This is a genomic window from Microbulbifer maximicatervae (SeqCode), from assembly GCF_052467825.1.
On record NZ_CP174327.1, the window covers coordinates 4,678,257 to 4,696,416 of the forward strand.

The 18,160-nt window shown below is 52.8% G+C and carries 15 protein-coding genes; 2 read left to right on the forward strand and 13 right to left on the reverse strand.

Features of this window, described 5'->3' with window-relative positions; translation table 11 throughout:
• Positions 1-56: 56 nt before the first annotated feature.
• The 11 genes from ACJJII_RS20585 to ACJJII_RS20635 form a co-directional block, all read right to left on the reverse strand.
• Positions 57-521, reverse strand: a complete 465-nt coding sequence (locus ACJJII_RS20585) for a thioesterase family protein (protein ID WP_282932335.1) — start codon at positions 519-521, stop codon at positions 57-59.
• A complete protein-coding gene (gene sthA / locus ACJJII_RS20590) occupies positions 518-1,915 on the reverse strand; it encodes a Si-specific NAD(P)(+) transhydrogenase (protein WP_108733649.1) in 1,398 nt (465 codons plus the stop codon). The genes ACJJII_RS20585 and sthA overlap by 4 nt, the downstream gene beginning before the upstream one ends.
• A 147-nt stretch (positions 1,916-2,062) precedes the next feature.
• Positions 2,063-2,305, reverse strand: a complete 243-nt coding sequence (gene nqrM, locus ACJJII_RS20595; RefSeq protein ID WP_282932334.1) for a (Na+)-NQR maturation NqrM — start codon at positions 2,303-2,305, stop codon at positions 2,063-2,065.
• On the reverse strand, positions 2,302-3,363 hold the full coding sequence (locus tag ACJJII_RS20600) for an FAD:protein FMN transferase (RefSeq protein ID WP_444917558.1): 1,062 nt from the start codon (positions 3,361-3,363) through the stop codon (positions 2,302-2,304). The genes nqrM and ACJJII_RS20600 overlap by 4 nt, the downstream gene beginning before the upstream one ends.
• 14 nt (positions 3,364-3,377) lie before the next feature.
• Positions 3,378-4,601 (reverse strand): NADH:ubiquinone reductase (Na(+)-transporting) subunit F, encoded by a 1,224-nt coding sequence (gene nqrF, locus ACJJII_RS20605; RefSeq protein ID WP_108733652.1) that lies wholly within the window; start codon positions 4,599-4,601, stop codon positions 3,378-3,380.
• A gap of 17 nt (positions 4,602-4,618) precedes the next feature.
• The gene (gene nqrE, locus ACJJII_RS20610; protein ID WP_020413086.1) at positions 4,619-5,227 is read right to left on the reverse strand and encodes an NADH:ubiquinone reductase (Na(+)-transporting) subunit E; all 609 of its coding nucleotides are present in this window, start codon (positions 5,225-5,227) and stop codon (positions 4,619-4,621) included.
• A 3-nt stretch (positions 5,228-5,230) separates the two neighbouring features.
• Positions 5,231-5,887 carry an NADH:ubiquinone reductase (Na(+)-transporting) subunit D gene (locus ACJJII_RS20615; RefSeq protein ID WP_282932331.1) on the reverse strand — a complete coding sequence of 219 codons (657 nt, stop codon included), beginning with the start codon at positions 5,885-5,887 and terminating at the stop codon, positions 5,231-5,233.
• Between the two features lie 2 nt (positions 5,888-5,889).
• Positions 5,890-6,672: a Na(+)-translocating NADH-quinone reductase subunit C gene (locus tag ACJJII_RS20620; protein ID WP_282932330.1), complete on the reverse strand. Its 783-nt coding sequence runs from the start codon at positions 6,670-6,672 to the stop codon at positions 5,890-5,892.
• On the reverse strand, positions 6,665-7,876 hold the full coding sequence (locus tag ACJJII_RS20625; protein WP_444917559.1) for an NADH:ubiquinone reductase (Na(+)-transporting) subunit B: 1,212 nt from the start codon (positions 7,874-7,876) through the stop codon (positions 6,665-6,667). Before ACJJII_RS20625 ends, ACJJII_RS20620 begins: the two co-directional genes overlap by 8 nt.
• Before the next feature lie 2 nt (positions 7,877-7,878).
• A complete protein-coding gene (locus ACJJII_RS20630; protein ID WP_444917560.1) occupies positions 7,879-9,219 on the reverse strand; it encodes a Na(+)-translocating NADH-quinone reductase subunit A in 1,341 nt (446 codons plus the stop codon).
• 374 nt (positions 9,220-9,593) lie between these two features.
• On the reverse strand, positions 9,594-11,054 hold the full coding sequence (locus tag ACJJII_RS20635) for a glyceraldehyde-3-phosphate dehydrogenase (RefSeq protein ID WP_444916215.1): 1,461 nt from the start codon (positions 11,052-11,054) through the stop codon (positions 9,594-9,596).
• 304 nt (positions 11,055-11,358) lie between these two features.
• Between ACJJII_RS20635 and mfd the strand changes: the two genes are divergently transcribed.
• Both mfd and ACJJII_RS20645 read left to right on the forward strand, forming a co-directional pair.
• On the forward strand, positions 11,359-14,838 hold the full coding sequence (gene mfd / locus ACJJII_RS20640) for a transcription-repair coupling factor (RefSeq protein ID WP_444917561.1): 3,480 nt from the start codon (positions 11,359-11,361) through the stop codon (positions 14,836-14,838).
• Positions 14,839-14,961: 123 nt separating this feature from the next.
• Positions 14,962-15,957: a CsiV family protein gene (locus ACJJII_RS20645; RefSeq protein ID WP_444917562.1), complete on the forward strand. Its 996-nt coding sequence runs from the start codon at positions 14,962-14,964 to the stop codon at positions 15,955-15,957.
• Positions 15,958-16,471: 514 nt separating this feature from the next.
• Here ACJJII_RS20645 and ACJJII_RS20650 read toward each other — a convergent pair.
• On the reverse strand, positions 16,472-16,687 hold the full coding sequence (locus tag ACJJII_RS20650; RefSeq protein WP_020413094.1) for a cold-shock protein: 216 nt from the start codon (positions 16,685-16,687) through the stop codon (positions 16,472-16,474).
• A 299-nt stretch (positions 16,688-16,986) separates the two neighbouring features.
• Positions 16,987-18,093: a mechanosensitive ion channel family protein gene (locus ACJJII_RS20655; RefSeq protein ID WP_413662432.1), complete on the reverse strand. Its 1,107-nt coding sequence runs from the start codon at positions 18,091-18,093 to the stop codon at positions 16,987-16,989.
• Between the last annotated feature and the right edge of the window lie 67 nt (positions 18,094-18,160).

Sequence of the window (18,160 nt, forward strand, 5' to 3'; positions counted from 1 at the left end):
CATCTAAGGGGTATATCTAAGGAGGTCTCCGAGCCAAGGGTTGGCTCGGACTAAGGTCAATACAGGTAAGTTGCCGTACCCGTAGCAATCAATTCATCCGTGTCGTTAATCAACTCCATTCTCGTTACAACCAGCTTGTTACCGGTGCGCAGAATTGAGCCATGGCAGAGAAAGTGTTCTCCCCTGCCCGGCTTTAGGTAGTCAACACGCATGTCGACCGTACCCAGCTTTAATAGGCGGTCCACTTTTTCTTTCCAGTGCACATCTCCCAGATGCTGGTAGGCGGCGACCATTGCGGTCAAACCACCAACCGTATCCAGGGCGGTGGCAATTACGCCACCGTGCAGGATGTTCTTCCACACATTGCCGATCAACTGTGGGTTCAGTTCAAAGCCTGCGGAAAGTGTGAGCGCCTCCAGGTCCAGGTCGCGCATCTCAAGTCCAATTTGTTGATTAAAAGGAATCTGCTCAAAAAACTCCTTTACCAACGCCTGAAACTCACTGGGTGAGGGTTCTGTCATAGGCGGGCAACCCGGTTGAGCCCATCCAGCGCAGCACTGCGATATGCCTCTGCCATGGTGGGGTAGTTAAAGGTGGTATTAACGAAATAATCGATTGAATTATTCGGTGCTGGCTGTTTCATAATGGCCTGGCCAATATGCACAATCTCAGCTGCCTCTGCCCCAAAGCAGTGAATGCCCAGGATTTCGTGAGTCTCGATATGGAACAAAATCTTGAGCATGCCTACGCGCTCACCAGAAATCTGCGCCCGCGCAGTGTGCTTGAACAGTGCGCGGCCCACTTCGTAGGGTACTTTGGCTGCGGTTAGCTCTGATTCGGTTTTACCTACAGAGGAAATCTCTGGAAGGGTATAAATCCCGGTAGGCGCATCTTCAATTACTCGATGGCCACGGCCCGCAATCGCTGCTGCAACCGCACGCCCCTGGTCATAAGAGGCACTGGCAAGGCTCGGCCACCCAATCACATCACCTACCGCAAAGATATTTTCAATTTCGGTACAGTAGTGATCGTCAACGCTCAATTGTCCGCGATGGTTCGCTTCCAGGCCGACATTCTCCAGGCCGAGGGAGCTGGTGTTGCCAGTACGGCCATTACACCAGAGCAGTGCATCCGCATGAATACGTTTGCCAGACTGCATCTCCATAATTACGCCCTGCTCATTGGGCAGTACCCGCGCATACTCCTCCTGGTGGCGAACAGTCACGCCCATATCGCGCAGGTGATAGCTCAGTGCATCAGAAATCTCATCATCAAGAAATTCCAGCAGGCTGTTACGGGTATTAATCAAATCCACCTTAACGCCGAGGCCAGCGAAGATAGACGCGTATTCACAGCCGATAACACCAGCACCATAGATCATAATGGAGTGAGGGGTGTGCTGCATGTCCAGGATCATATCGCTGTCGTAGACCCGTTCGTGATCAAAGTCTACATCGGCGGGGCGATAAGGGCGTGAGCCAGTAGCAATAATAAATTTCTTCGCTGTAATAGTTTCCGCCGCACCATCGGGCATAAGCACCTCGACAGTATGTTCATCGCGGAACTTAGCTTCGCCGACGATCAGCTCAACCCGGTTGCGGGCATAAAATGAAGTGTGCATTTCCACCTGATAGGAAATGACTTTATTCACCGTCTGCATTACCTGGGGGAAAGTAAGGCGGCGGGGTTCACCCAATGCGCGAAAAACGCTCTGGGTGTTATAACGCATCAACTGTTTGACAGAGTGGCGCAGCGCCTTGGAGGGAATGGTACCTTTGTGAGTACAATTACCACCAACCACTTGGCGCTTTTCAATAACCGCAACGCGCATGCCCTTTTTTGCTGCGCTCATTGCGGCGGCCTCTCCAGCCGGGCCAGAACCAATTACTACCAGGTCAAACTTTTGCTCTGCCATTAAATGCTCTAATTCTATTTTCCAAACGGAGTCCACAGCGCGCTAACACCATTTACTCAATACTAAATATACGGTTATCGACACCACTTGTGCCAATGACATAAAACAACAAGCCCGTTGATCACGGGCTTGTTGGAGAAGGAAAGCTTACTTGCGTTTAGATGCGTCGTAAGCGAGATCTTCGGCAGTCATCTGCTGCTGTCTTTGCCTCTCCTGTTCCTTTTCACACTCATCGTCATCGCCACCACAGACTGTGCAATCCTGCTTCATGCCGATATTGTTGAGCCCGCCACAAGTTCCTTTTAACGGTTTGTTCTGAACCATGGCCCCGATCGCCATACCGGCAACAACGAGCAACATGGCCACAAAGGCAAATATGAAAATTGTCACTTCTCAGACCTCTCTACATAAGGTTTAAAGCCAGAGCTAGAACGCTCTTCGAAACCTGAATCAGTTTTCACCACCATAAAGACGGCTAGATTATCTCTTTCTGCCAGCGCCATGCCGGCATCAGCACCGAGGACATTGATCGCGGTAGCCAGACCATCGGCTTCTGCACAGGTGTCGGCAATCACGGTTACCGATGCCAATTTGTGCTTAATGGACCGCCCGGAGCGTGGGTCAATGCTATGGGAGTAACGAACACCATCCCTTTCGTAGTAGTTGCGATAGTCTCCACTCGTAGCTACTGCCTTCCCACTCACCGCAATTGGCTCCTGCACCATCTGCCCTGCCACGCTGGGTACTTCAATGCCAATTACCCAGGTCTTACCCTTTGGATTCACACCCTTAGTTCGCAGTTCACCGCCAATTTCGACCAAGTAGTTTCGAATACCCAGGTCTTCCAATAGCTCGGCAACCCGATCAACGCCATGGCCCTTGGCAATCGCTGAAAGATCCACCTCAACGGGGCGGCTCTTAATAACAGTGTCTGGCTTACGGGTCAGGGTTAACGCATCGGAACCGACGACGGTTAGCAGATCGGCAATGTCTTTATCTGAGGGGATATGCTCCGGTTCGGGCTGGGGACCAAAACCCCACAAGTTGACCAGAGGGCCGACCGTCACCTCGAAAGCGCCCTCACTGCGGCGATAAATATCCAGGGACATTTCCAGTACATCTGCCAAGTGTTGGCTAACCGGGATCGCCTGCCCTACCGGGCTTTGGTTAAAGCGCATTAACTCAGAGTCGTCGATATAGGTCGACATCTCCTGGTTGACCTGCTGCAACTCATCGTCGATCAACTGCTGCAACTCACCCTGCTCCAGCCCAGAGGGCACCTGAACGACGGTGATGTGATAGCTGGTTCCCATGGTGCGGCCAGCCAACTGCCAGGACTCCGGCGAAGGAGCGCAAGCCGATAAAATTACAGCCGCCCAAAGCAAAAACAGGGCCGTAAAGACGGGCCCTGTTTTTGAGTTTGTCGGGCCTGTGATTGCTTTTAGCAAGCTAAGCCCTCCAATTATCCGCCGAAGTCATCCAGCAGGATATTTTCATCTTCTACACCCAAGTCCTTGAGCATATTGATGACTGCCGCGTTCATCATGGGCGGCCCACACATGTAGTACTCACAATCTTCCGGAGCCGGGTGGTCCTTCAGGTAGTTTTCATATACCACGTTGTGAATGAATCCGGTGTAACCCGTCCAATTGTCTTCCGGCTGTGGATCGGACAGAGCCACATGCCACTGGAAGTTATCGAACTCGGAAGCCAGACCGTTGTAGTCATCTTCGTAGAACATCTCGCGCAGGGAGCGCGCGCCGTACCAGAAGCTGATCTTACGGGTGGAATTCAGGCGCTTGAGCTGATCAAAGATGTGTGAACGCATTGGCGCCATACCGGCACCACCGCCGATAAATACCATTTCGTTATCAGTTTCCTTGGCGAAGAACTCACCGAAGGGACCGTACACCTTAATCTTGTCACCTGCCTTTAGGCTGAAAACGTAGGAAGACATCTGACCCGGCGGGATGCCCTCAGTGCGGGGCGGCGGAGTCGCGATACGGATGTTGAACTTAACAACACCTTTCTCTTCCGGGTAGTTAGCCATGGAGTAAGCGCGAACCACTGGCTCGGTCACTTTGGACTCCAGCTTGAAGAAGCCAAAGTGCTCCCAGTCGCCACGGTACTGCTCTTCGACATCGAAGTCGGCAAACTTGACATGATGAGCCGGAGCTTCCAGCTGTACGTAACCGCCAGCGCGGAAGTCAACGTTTTCACCTTCGGGCAGACGCAGGGTCAGCTCTTTAATAAAGGTGGCCACGTTCGGGTTGGATTCCACAGTGCACTCCCACTGCTTAACACCAAACACCTCTTCCGGCACTTCGATTTCCATGTCTTGCTTAACCGCAACCTGACAGGAAAGACGCTTGCCTTCTTTTGCATCGCGCGGGGTAAAGTGAGCCGCTTCAGTCGGCAGCATATCGCCACCACCGGAATTCACCTTACAGATACACTGCGCACAGCTGCCGCCGCCGCCACAGGCGGAGGCCAGGAACAGGTTGTTGGCAGCCAGGGTTTGCAGCAACTTGCCGCCGGCCGGTACGGTGAGAGTCTTCTCACCGTTAACCAGGATGTTGACGTTGCCGGTGTTTACCAGGCGCGAGCGGGCCGCAAGGATCACCGCTACCAGCGCCAAAACGATGACGGTAAACATCGCTACGCCGAGGATAATTTCAATACTCATTCTATTGTTTTCCCCGCTTAGATATCGATGCCGCCGAAGGACATGAAGCCCAGGGACATCAGACCAACAGTTACGAAGGTGATACCCAGACCTTTCAGGCCATCCGGAACGTCACTGTACTTCAGCTTTTCACGAATACCGGCCAGAGCGGTAATCGCCAGTGCCCAGCCGAGGCCGGCACCGAAGCCATAGGCAACACTCTCGCCAAACGCGTACTCGCGCTCAACCATGAACAAGGAAGCACCCATGATGGCGCAGTTCACGGTAATCAGCGGCAGAAATACACCCAGCGCGTTGTAGAGAGCCGGTACGTATTTATCCAGGAACATCTCCAGGATCTGTACCAGTGCCGCAATTACACCGATGTAGGACAACAGGCCGAGGAAGCTCAAGTCCACATCGGGATAACCGGCCCAGGCCAGTGCACCGTCTTTCAGCAGGTAGGTGTAGATCAGGTTATTCACCGGTACTGTCAGAGTCAGCACCACGATAACCGCAACACCCAGCCCAATAGCGGCCTCGATCTTCTTCGATACCGCCAGGAAGGTACACATACCGAGGAAGAAGGCCAGCGCCATGTTTTCAACGAAAACGGCGCGGATAATCAAAGAAATATAATGTTCCACGGATTAGGCCTCCTGCGCTTGGGAATTAGGCGCAATCTTGAACTCATCTTCTTCCACCTGTGCCGGTTTCCAGGCACGGATCGCCCAGATGAACAGGCCGATCAGGAAGAATGCACTCGGCGGCAACAGCAGCAGGCCGTTGGGGATATACCAACCGCCGTTGCTCACGGTAGTCAAGATATCTACACCGAACAGTTTGCCGGCACCGAAGAGTTCACGAACCACCGCGAGACCGATCAGGATCACACTGTATCCCAGACCGTTACCAAGACCGTCGAAGAAGCTGGGCAGCGGCGGGTTCTTCATAGCGAAGGCTTCCGCACGGCCCATAACGATACAGTTGGTAATGATCAGACCAACGAATACAGACAGCTGCTTGGAGATGTCGTAAGCCAGGGCCTTGATCAGCTGGTCTACCAGGATTACCAAAGAGGCAATCACGGTCATCTGTACAATGATACGGATGCTGTTCGGGATCTGTTTGCGGATCAGGGATACCGCAACATTGGAACAGGCCACAACCGAGGTCAGTGCGATACACATTACCAGGGTAACCTGCAGCGAGCTGGTAACAGCCAGTGCAGAACAGATACCCAGGATCTGCAGCGCGATCGGGTTGTTGTTAAAAATCGGCTCTAGCAGAGTATCTTTGATTTTCATGCTTATGCCTCCCCTGCTTTCAGGTTTTTCAGGAAGGGACCATAACCCTGGTTACCCAACCAGAAGTTCACCAGGTTGCTAACGCCCTTACTGGTCAGAGTTGCACCAGACAGGCCATCTACTTCGTGAATCGCGTCTGGGCTGTTGGGGTTAACCTGACCCTTGATCACTGCGATATCCACGTCGCCCTGGTTGTTGAAGACTTTCTTACCAATCCACTGGGCTTTCCAGTTGGGGTTGTCAACTTCACCACCCAGTCCCGGAGTTTCCTTGTGCTCGTAGAAGCCGAGGCCCGCTACGGTGTCGAGGTTGCTCTCCAGAGCGAGGAAGCCGTACAGGGTGCCCCACAGGCCATAACCGCGAATCGGCAGAATGATCTTGTCCAGCTTGCCGTCTTTCTCTACCAGGTATACCTCTTTGGTATTTTCCCGGCGGATAATTTTGGCAGTGTCCTCGTCAGCCGGCAGTTTTTCACTGTCAGACGGGATCTTGGCAGCAGCGCGACCACTGCCACCAGCCGGAGCCTGATCGGTAAACTTACCGGTATTCAGGTCGACGTATTTGATTTTTACGTCGGCGAAGGCCTTTTCGACTTCCGCTTTATCAGCGTGAGAGTCTTTCAACAGGCCGCCAGCCATCAGTACGTTGCGCTTCATGTCCAGCTCGGCATTCGCCTGCTGGGCAGGCTTCAGCATTACCGCAGCGGTGGATACCACTACGGAGCACACCAGGCACATTACCAGCGCGACAATCAGAGTACCGGTTACGGAATCTTTATTAGCCACGTGCCAACCTCCGTTTGATATTGGACTGCACCACAAAGTGGTCAAACAGCGGAGCGAACAGGTTGGCGAACAGAATCGCCAGCATCATGCCTTCCGGGAAGGCCGGGTTCACCACACGAATCAGGACAACCATCACCCCGATCAGGATGCCGTACCACCAGCGACCGGTGTTGGTCATCGCAGCGGATACAGGGTCCGTAGTCATAAAGATCAGACCGAAGGCAAAACCGCCCACTACCAGGTGCCAGTACCAGGGAACCTGGAACATCGGGTTGGTCTCGGAGCCGATCATGTTGAACATGAAAGCAGTGGCCATCATACCCAGCAGGGTGCCAGCTACGATGCGCCAGCTGGCGATCTTCATGCCCATCAGGATTACGCCGGCAATCAGGATAGCCAGGGTAGAGGTTTCACCAATGGAGCCATGGATCTGGCCGAAGAAGGCGTCGAACCAGGTTACCTGGCCAACAGCAGCATTGACGATACCGTTCTGGATGCCTTCGCTTGCCATAACAGACAGCGCGGTAGCACCGGTGTAACCGTCAACCGCAGTCCAAACCGCATCGCCAGACATCGCTGCCGGGTAGGCAAAGAATACGAAGGCGCGGCCGGTAAGTGCCGGGTTTAGGAAGTTCTTGCCGGTACCACCGAATACTTCCTTGCCGATAACCACACCGAAGCTGATGCCCATAGCCACCATCCACAGAGGCAGATCCGGCGGACAGGTCAAGGCGAACAGGATGGAGGTTACAAAGAAGCCTTCGTTGACTTCGTGACCGCGCACCGCAGCAAACAGGACTTCCCAGATACCGCCCACAATAAAAGTGACCGCATAAATAGGCAGGAAGTACATAGCGCCGTAGACAAAGTTGTCCCACAGGCTAGCTGGGTTGTAGGAAGTCAGAGCGCCGATAATGGCGTGACGCCAGCCGGACAGATCCGGGTTGGTCATACCTTCCAGAATGGTGTTGGACTGGAAACCGATATTCCACATACCGTAGAACGCCGGGATCATGGCACAAGCCCAAACGGTGATCATAATACGCTTCAGGTCGATACCGTCGCGCACGTGAGCAGTGGTTTTGGTCTTGTCTGCCGGCTGGAACAGACCGGTGTCAATCGCTTCAAACAGGGCGTAGAACTTTTCGAACTTACCGCCTTTGTGAAACTTGGGTTCGATCGAATCGAGGAATTTACGCAACATACTTACCCCTCCTTCTCAATACGGGTCAGGTTGTCCCGCAAAATGGGGCCGTACTCGTACTTGCCCGGACACACAAAGGTGCACAACGCCAGATCTTCTTCGTCCAGCTCCAGTGCGCCCAGCTTCTGAGCCATTGCAGTATCGCCAACGATCAGGGAGCGCAGCAACTGAGTGGGTAGTACATCCAGCGGCATGACTTTCTCATAACTACCGACGGGTACCATGGCACGCTCAGAACCGTTGGTGCTGGTGGTGAAGTTGAACAGCTTGTTCTTCACCAGGCGCGACAGATAAATCGGGAATACAGAGAAACGCTTATTACCCGCACGCAGATAGTGCAGGAACGGACGCTCATCGCCCTCTTCCAGTACAGAAATCTGGTTGTGGTAGCGCCCCAAGTAACCCAGTGGACCTTCAGCTGTACGGCCACCGAATACTGAGCCGGAGATAATGCGATCGTTATCGCCTTTCAGCTCATCAGAAGTCAGGGTTTCCAGACTGGCACCGAGACGGGTGCGCAGCAGACGTGGCTGCTTGACCTGAGGGCCTGCCAGGGAAACGACGCGATCGGTAAACAGCTTACCGGTGGTAAACAGTTTGCCTACGGCGATCACATCCTGGTAATTAATGGTAAATACACTGCGGTTGCCAGAAACTGGCTTCAGGTAGTGGATGTGGGTACCGGACAAGCCTGCCGGATGGGGGCCGGCAAAGGTTTCGCGGCGAATATTCGCTGCGCTCGGTACTGGAATATCCGCATCCGGAGCAGTACAGACGTAAGTGGTTTCTGCCAGCTTGGAAAGAATCTCAACGCCCTGGGAGAAGGCTTTGGGATTCTCAGCAATCACAACTTCTGGATTGGCTGCCAGAGGGTTGGTGTCCATCGCATTGATAAACACCGCTACCGGCTCAGCATCCAGGGCGGGAACGCGGCTGAACGGGCGGGTGCGCAGTGCGGTCCACATGCCGGACTCAACCAGGTTTTCAACGACCTGTTCGCGAGTCAGACCAGACAGTTTATCTGCGCTGTAGCTTTGGAACTGTTCCGCTGCATCGCCGTCTATGCCAATCACGACGGATTGCAGAACACGACGAGCGCCACGGTTAATCGCAACAACACGACCGGCAGCAGGCGCTGTGTAGCGCACGCCTTCAGTTTTTTTGTCGCTAAACAACAGCTGACCAAGATTGACGCGATCCCCTACAGCCACTGCCATTGTCGGCTTCATCCCGTGATAATCGGGGCCGAGAACAGCAACGGTCTTGATCGCAGGTCCTTTTTGAATGACCTGCTCGGGCGCGCCGGATATGGGTAAGTCCAATCCCCGACGGATCTTTCTCATACGCCTATGCCTAAGTTTCTAGTTTAAAAAAATTGCAATAGGACCCACCGTCCCATGCCTGGGATGACGGGTCCTATTGTGGAATTCCGTGCTGCGAGGGCTTATGCCGTATCACCCGTGAACCGGGAGGAAGGAAGCTAACTAAAAAGGATGTGCGCGCTAACTTCTCGGCGCACGGCCGCCCCGCAAAATCGCGCGCATTATAAAGATGGGCCAGAGTCATTACCAGTCTGGAAAGTCTTTAAGTGGCACTAAGATTGGAAATTTCTGTTGAAAAAACAGGGATTTGGGGAGATATGGTGCGGCGACTGGAACAGTCGCCGAAACCCCGCAGTCGGATCTGGGTACCGACTGCGGCGAGGTGGCTTGACGCCTTAGTCTTCTTTGGGGAACTGCTTATAACGAACGCCAGCCATATCTTCCAGGCAGCGAACTACCTGACAGCTATAACCAAACTCGTTGTCGTACCAGCAGTAGAGCACAGCGTTCTTGCCATCCACGATAGTCGCAGTGGAATCGAATACGCAGGCAACGCGGGAGCCAACAAAATCGCTGGACACCACTTCCGGGGAGTTGGTGAAATCGATCTGCTGACGCAGCGGCGAGTGCAGTGCCACATCGCGCATATATTCGTTCAGCTCTTCCTTGGTGGTCTCTTTACCCAGGTTCAGGTTAAGGATCGCCATGGAAACATTAGGAGTCGGAACGCGAATTGCGTTGCCGGTGAGCTTACCTTTCAGCTCGGGCAACGCTTTGGCAACCGCCTTGGCAGCACCGGTTTCAGTCAGAACCATATTCAGCGCTGCTGCGCGACCGCGACGCTCACCTTTGTGGTAGTTGTCGATCAGGTTCTGGTCGTTGGTGTAGGCGTGTACAGTTTCTACGTGGCCGTGCTCAACGCCGTAGCCATCCATCATCGCTTTCAGGACAGGCACGATGGCGTTAGTGGTACAGGAAGCGGCGGACAGCACCTTGTCTTCCGGCTTGATGTCGCTGCTGTTGATACCGTAAACGATATTCTTGATATCGCCCTTGCCCGGTGCAGTCAGCAGCACCTTGGAAGCGCCTGGACTCTGTAGGTGCTGGCTCAGACCTTCTTCATCGCGCCATACACCGGTGCTGTCAACGATAATCGCATCGTCGATACCGTGCTGGGTGTAATCCACTTCCTGAGGGGAGTTGGCGTAGATGATCTTGATTTCGTTACCGTTACAGATCAGGGAGTTGGTCTCCTCGTCCACACGGATAGTTCCCTGGAAGGCGCCATGTACGGAGTCGCGACGCAGCAGAGAAGCGCGCTTCACCAAATCGTTGGGGGCCTTGCCCTTGCGCAGTACGATAGCGCGCAGACGCAGAACATCACCACTACCAGCCTTGTCAATCAGCAGGCGGGCAACCAGACGGCCGATACGACCAAAACCGTAGATCACAACATCTTTGGATTCGGGCAGAGGCTTGCCGGCACCCGCTGCGTCGGACAGCTCTTCACGTACAAACTCGTCCACAGACAAGCCGCGATCGTCGCGCATGTACTTGTTGGTCATGGTTCCCAGGTCGATATGTACGGGACCCAGCTCCATCTTGCAGATGGCTTCCAATACAGGGAAGGTTTCAAACTCGGAGAGTTCATTTTCCTCAACCTGACGCACGAAACGGTGCGCTTTCATAATGCTCAGCACTGAGCGATTAACCAGGTTGCGGCCGTACATATAAATACCGACGTTGCTCTCACGGTTGAGCTTTCCAATCATCGGGATCATGGATTCAGCCAGTGCTTCACGCTGTTTCCAGTCCTTGAAAAAGTCCGCGGGCTTCGGTCGCTTCTGAGTCACTATCGGACACCTCTGCAATGTATTTAGTAGGCAAGAAATACGGCCTTGAAACCACTCAGGACCGCATGGCTGCGCATTATAGTGTTCGCTTTACACTGCGCAACTGAGCAAAAAAGAGCCAAAAAAATGTAGTAAAACTACCTTTTTGTAGTCCACCCGAGCGACATTGCGCAATCTATAAAAAAGCGTAGTTGTTCCCGACTGGAAACACAGGCAGGGTTAACATTCCCTGCAAGCAAAACTGTTCGCGGCTACAATAGCCGACCTCGAAGACATCTCGAATGAATGCGCGGATATATAAGGAAAGATGACAGAAATACAGCCCCTGACCCCACCGAAGTTTCGCTCCTCCAGTGACCGACAATTTTGGGGACAACTGCATGGCGCAGCTGCCGCGCTCGCCATCCTCAACGCGGCACGCAATAACAAAGCGCCCACCCTGTTAATCACAAAGGACAGTCTCGAAGCGCACCGTTTAGAGGTGCAATTGAAATTTTTTAACAAAGCGCGGCGAGATAAGGAGGAAAACGGGGAGCTGGAAATTTTCCATTTTCCCGACTGGGAAATTCTCCCCTACGACACCTTCTCCCCCCACCAGGACATCATCTCGGATCGCCTCGCCACCCTTTACCAGCTGCCGAAAATGGGGGCCGGGATCGTCATAATCCCAGTCAGCACCCTGATGCACCGGCTACCACCCTGCAATTATATTGCCGGCAATGCGCTGATATTGGAGGAGGGGCAGCAGTTTGATATCGATATCCAGCGGAGACTGCTGGAGCAGGCCGGCTACCACTGCGTAGACACCGTCTACGAACACGGCGAATTCGCTGTGCGCGGCTCACTGATGGATATTTTCCCAATGGGCAGCCCCCTGCCCTACCGCATCGATCTGTTCGACGATGAAATTGAATCCCTGCGCACCTTTGACCCGGAAACCCAACGCACCATCGACAAGGTGAAAACCATTCACCTTTTACCTGCGCGGGAATTCCCTTTGCACAAGGCTGCCTTGTCAGGATTCCTGCAAAATTGGCACGGTGAATTCGATAGCGATCCCAGCCAAGTGCCAATTTACCAGGATATCAGTGCAGGAATTGCCCCGGCGGGCATTGAGTACTACCTGCCCCTGTTTTTCGATGGCAACTGCTCAAGCCTGTTCGACTACCTGCCCGAGGGCAGCCAGGCATTTTTACAGGGAGATATCCAACAGCCGCTGGACAATTTCTGGCGCGAAGTCAGCAACCGCTATGAAAGTCGTCGCGGCGACCTGACCCGCCCCATATTGCCACCGCGCCAGATTTTACTGGAAATTGATGAGCTTAACGGTGCCCTGAAGTCCATGCCTCGGGCAATCTTCTCTGCGGAGAGTCTTCCGGAAGCCCAGGGCAACTGTAATTTTGACACTTCCGTACCCCCCTCACTGCCAGTAGATGGCAAGTCCGAACAACCCCTGGCTGCACTGGAAAGCTACCTGATGGAATACTCCGGTCGGGTGCTATTTTGTGCTGAAAGTAGCGGGCGTCGTGAAGCGCTGCTGGAGCTATTAAAGGGCATACGGCTCAGCCCTCCCAGCTTCCAAAGTTGGCAGGACTTCCTCGCCGCAAAGGACACTATCGGGATTACCGTAGCCCCCATCGATCAAGGACTGCTGCTTAAGGACCCGCAAATCAACCTGATCGCGGAACCGCAGTTATTTGGTGAGCGGGTACTGCAGCAACGCCGCCGTAAAAAAGCCAAAGATGAAGCGGACAACGCGGTTAAAAACCTGGCTGAACTGCGCATAGGCACTCCCGTCGTTCACATTGATCACGGCGTAGGTCGTTATCGCGGCCTACAGCACCTGGAGATCGACGGGCAACCGGCAGAATTCCTGACCCTTGAATATGCCGACGATGCCAAACTCTACGTACCGGTAGCCAGCCTGCACTTGATCAGCCGCTACTCCGGTGCCGATGAAGCCCTGGCCCCGCTGCACAGAATGGGCAGTGAACAGTGGCAAAAAGCCAAACGCAAAGCCGCCGAGAAAGTCCGCGATGCAGCTGCGGAGCTGCTGGATATCTACGCCCGCCGCGAAGCCCGTATTGGCCATGCCTTCGATAACCCTCAACTGGCCTACCGGGAGTTTTCCGCAGGTTTCCCCTTCGAGGAAACTCCAGATCAACAACAAGCCATCGAGGCAGTTCTGGGGGATATGCTCTCAGATAAGCCGATGGACCGACTGGTTTGCGGCGACGTGGGATTCGGTAAGACAGAAGTGGCCATGCGGGCTGCATTTGTCTCGGCCCACGCAGGTATGCAAGTGGCCATGCTGGTTCCCACCACCCTGTTGGCCCAGCAACACTATCAATCCTTCCAGGATCGCTTTGCCGATTGGCCGATCAATATCGAGGTGATTTCCCGCTTCCGCTCCGGCAAGGAAGTGGACAGCGTGAAAGAGAAGGTTGCCAGTGGCAAGGTGGATATCCTGGTTGGTACCCACAAGCTGTTGCAAAGCGATCTGGACTTTAAAAATCTCGGCCTGCTGATTATCGACGAAGAACACCGCTTTGGCGTCCGACAGAAGGAGCGCCTGAAGAGCCTGCGCTCCGAGGTGGATATCCTCAACCTTACCGCCACCCCTATTCCCCGCACCCTGAATATGGCCATGGCCGGTATTCGCGATCTATCGGTGATCGCCACCCCACCAGCACGGCGCCTCTCTGTGAAAACCTTCGTGCGCGAGCGCGATGATGCCTTGGTAAAAGAGGCTATCCTACGGGAGATCTTGCGCGGTGGTCAGGTGTATTTCCTGCACAACGAAGTCAAAAGCATTGAGCGAATCGCGCGGGAGCTACAGGAGATGATTCCCGAGGCCCGTATCGGCATAGGCCACGGCCAGATGCGCGAACGGGAGCTGGAACAGGTAATGAGTGACTTCTATCACAAGCGCTTTAATGTCCTGGTCTGTACCACCATTATCGAAACCGGTATCGACGTCCCCACAGCCAACACGATACTGATCGAGCGCGCAGACAAGTTCGGCCTGGCCCAGCTTCACCAGTTGCGCGGTCGCGTGGGACGCTCGCACCACCAGGCCTACGCCTACCTACTGACTCCCAAAAAGCGCTCCATGACCAATGACGCCGTGAAGCGCCTGGAAGCAATTAGCGAGGCCCAGGATTTAGGTGCAGGCTTTACCCTGGCTACCCACGACCTGGAAATTCGCGGTGCAGGCGAACTGCTAGGTGAGGAACAAAGCGGGCAGATTCAGAGTGTTGGCTTCAATTTGTATATGGAGATGCTCGACAAGGCAGTGAAGGCCATTCGCGAGGGCCGCACACCGAATATTGACGAACCCCTCGAATCCCCTGCGGTGGACGTCAATCTGCGGGTTGCTGCGCTGATTCCCGAGGACTACCTGCCCGATGTCCACGGCCGTCTGATCATGTACAAACGCATTGCCAATGCCACCGACGGGCAGCAACTGAAAGAACTTCAGGTAGAGATGATCGACCGTTTCGGGCTACTGCCGGAATCGGTAAAACACTTGTTCCGCACCACGGAGATCAAGTTAAAGGCCGAGAATATGGGCATCCGCAAACTTGAGGCCTCTGCGGCAAGAGGGCGTATCGAATTTGCGGAGAATACCCGTGTAGATCCGCTCACTTTGGTTAAGATGGTGCAAACCCAGCCGGGACGCTACCAGCTGGCCGGCGCAAACCAACTGAATTTCAGTCTCGATGAGGAGGGTACTGATCGCAAGCTCCAGGAAATTAACGAAGTTCTGGAAAAGCTTGCACAGTGATACCATCCGGCAGGCAGCAGCGGGAGCTGGCGGCAAAACTAATTAGTCTCCTACTCCCGCTTAAACGGCCTGTCGGCAATGACACCCTCGGCACCCAAATAGAATTGTTTAAGTGGTAAACCCATGAAAAGGATAATTAGCCTCTGCTCAACCCTGGCGCTCACGCTGGCAGCAACCAGTGCCCAGGCCGTCAACTACGCTGGCAATACTTTCGAAATAGAAATGATCGTATTCGAGCGCCCCCAGGGGATGGAAAGAACCGCAGAGACCTGGCCGACGGCACCTCGTCTTCAGTATCCATCAAAGTGGATCGACTTTGACACCCTGCGCACTCCAACTCAGCCAACAGAGGATGAGGTGTTATCGCTTGAAGACATCATTTCGAGCCCAGAAACGAGCGGCCCAGCCGATATTGAATCATCGGAACTTGAGGGCGACGCATCTACTAGTTTGCAGAACTCTGAGCAAGCACCAAGAAACTTGCTGCTAAGACCTGTACCCAGGCTGCTGGACAACAAAGCCGCCGCAATTTCCAGGGCTGGTGACAGGGTCCTGTTTCACAAGGCCTGGCGCCAGGTTTTAAAAACCAAGAGAAACTCTCCGGCCATTCTGATTGATGGCGGCAGCCAGCTCAGCGGCCACAGCCAGCTTGAGGGATCTATCACCCTGAGTGTCGCTCGCTATTTACATATCAGTACTAATTTGTGGCTCAGCGATTTTTATACGCAACCCGGGGAACACAGTATTCTTCTTCCTCAACGCCCACAAAATAAAATCGAAAAGCCGCTACAAATCCTAACCGGCAATTACAGTGATATTGAAAATTCATATTCACAAAATAACGGGTTTGATATCGAAAATAGTCAGGGCGCAATTAACACAACTGAGCCTCTCACACTGGGCGAGCCGGAATTTATAAAAGAAGAGCCATTATATGTAGCCCATGCTGCAAGACTGCAACACGAGAGACGTTTGCGTAGCGGACAACTTCATTATATCGACCACCCTGCATTTGGCATTCTTATTGAAGTGCGCACTGTAGCCAAACCCAAAGAAGACTCGCAAAATATGGATATACCTAATTCCGACCAAGAAAAAGATAACCGCGCAGAAAGTTAATTTATTTAAATAATCGACTTTCGCCAATAGCCCCTGCAAATCTTGCAGGGGCTATTATTTTAAATATACCTTTAAAACTCTTCACCTCAAACGAATTAATTTCACCATCACTGCAAGCACACCCCACCCAGCCGATATTTAATCAATTTATCTTTAATCAAAATACAGCCAGCAAACAAGCAAATACCGCCACCCCACAACAACAAAAAATCGCAATCAGTGGGGCAATATTCCAAGAGTATTAAAGTAATAATTAGCAAAGCGGTATTGAGCACAATAAACTCTCTCATATACACACAATTACATTGGGGACTTTAGGTGGGGCGGGATATGACCAAATCAACAAAGAGGGACACAAATACAACTCAAAGAAGAAGAGCCTATATCCACTGCAAAGTAGCAAACAAAAAAGCGGATCATAAAGATCCGCTTTTCAGAGGCGCTGACAGGGCCGGCGTCAATTGAGCCGCAGGACCCTACACGACAACAGTTCTTTCAACGAGTGATCTATAAATCACTCACAGGGAACAACATCTTCCGCCAGCAGTCCTTTGTCACCTTGTTGCATTTCGAACTCTACCGCCTGCCCCTCATTAAGGGTTTTGTAGCCCTCGCCGCGAATGCTGCGATAGTGAACGAAAATATCTTCAGTTCCTTCTCCACAGGTGATGAAGCCATAACCCCGTGCGTTATTAAACCACTTCACTGTACCTGTAACGCGATCACTCATTGAGAAAACCTCATTATTGTTATTGCGCCTACCTCTTTTACCTCACTGCTCAATTCGGCAAGAGGGGCAAACGCCACCCCATTGTTAACAAACTGCTCCATGCAGAATGCTATCTTGCTTAATCCGATGAGCATATACCCAAAGGACGTACCCTGATTCTTAGATAAAACAGCGCCAGTGTCTAGTTTTCTATGTGAAATAAATACTACGTTTTTCCCAATATGCGTAATTAACCGTCAAAATCTTCAATAGTGCTCAATTAGAAACTAATCATTTGTACCTTATTGCACTCCCATTCCTCAACTGTCTAACGCGGCCTCTCGCGTTAATGAAGGTATATCGGCAATATGTAATGTTGAGGTTGGGAATGCACAGGATGCCCCATATCCCTCAATTATTTTAAGAATCGTTAATAGAACATCCTGTTTTACTTCATGATAACGAACCCAATCGGTAGTACGGGTAAACGTATATATAAAGAAATCCAAAGAAGAGGAAGCAAAACTATTAAAATTAACAATAAGCGTACGATTAGAATCAATTTCCGGATGTTCCTGTAACATATTTTTAACATCCGCCACGATTGCCGCCATATGATGGGCATCTTCATAACGAATACCAATCGTTTCAAAAATCCTACGATTTAACATACGGGAAGGATTTTCTACCGCAATCTGGGTGAAGATGCCATTGGGAACATAGACGGGTCGCATATCAAAAGTGCGGATTCTAGTCAGGCGCCAACCGATATCTTCCACGGTCCCCTCAATCTCCTTATCGGGGGAGCGAATCCAGTCGCCCACCGCAAAGGGCCGATCCAGATAGATCATCAGGCCACCGAAAAAGTTTGCCAGCAGGTCCTTGGCCGCAAAACCGACAGCCAGTCCGCCAATACCACCAAATGCCAAAACACCGCTGACGCTGTAACCCAGGAACTGCATGACCACAATTCCCGCCGTGATCACGATTGAGGCCCTGACCAGTTTGCCGATCGCACGTACCGTAGTGGCATCCATCGGCTTGCCCATATAGCGCGGATCGCACAGATTGTGTTCCACGCTGTGTGAGAATCGCCAGGCAAACCAGGCCATCACCAGGATCAAGCCTATTTCCCGCGTCGGTGCAGCCAGGGAGAATATCTCGGCACCAGTGGCGTCCCCCGCTCGCTGGGCAGCGACAGTCAAGCCCAGCAGCCATACCAGTACCTGCCCTGGAGGGGAGAGCGCCCCAACCAAAGCATCATCCCAGGGATTAACCGTCTTTTCCGCCTTAATGGCCATGCGCTGCACAAACCGGCCAAATAACCAGGCCAACACCCCAGACGCAAGTACTATCAGGAAAACAGAAACTATCCAGACCCGATTCTCACCAAGCCAGGACAACAGCACGCTCTCAACGGACTCCACTCGAACCCCTCCGCTTTAACCAACAATCAGTAATATCCCTATAGCGCCTTCTCAATAGACGACGGAT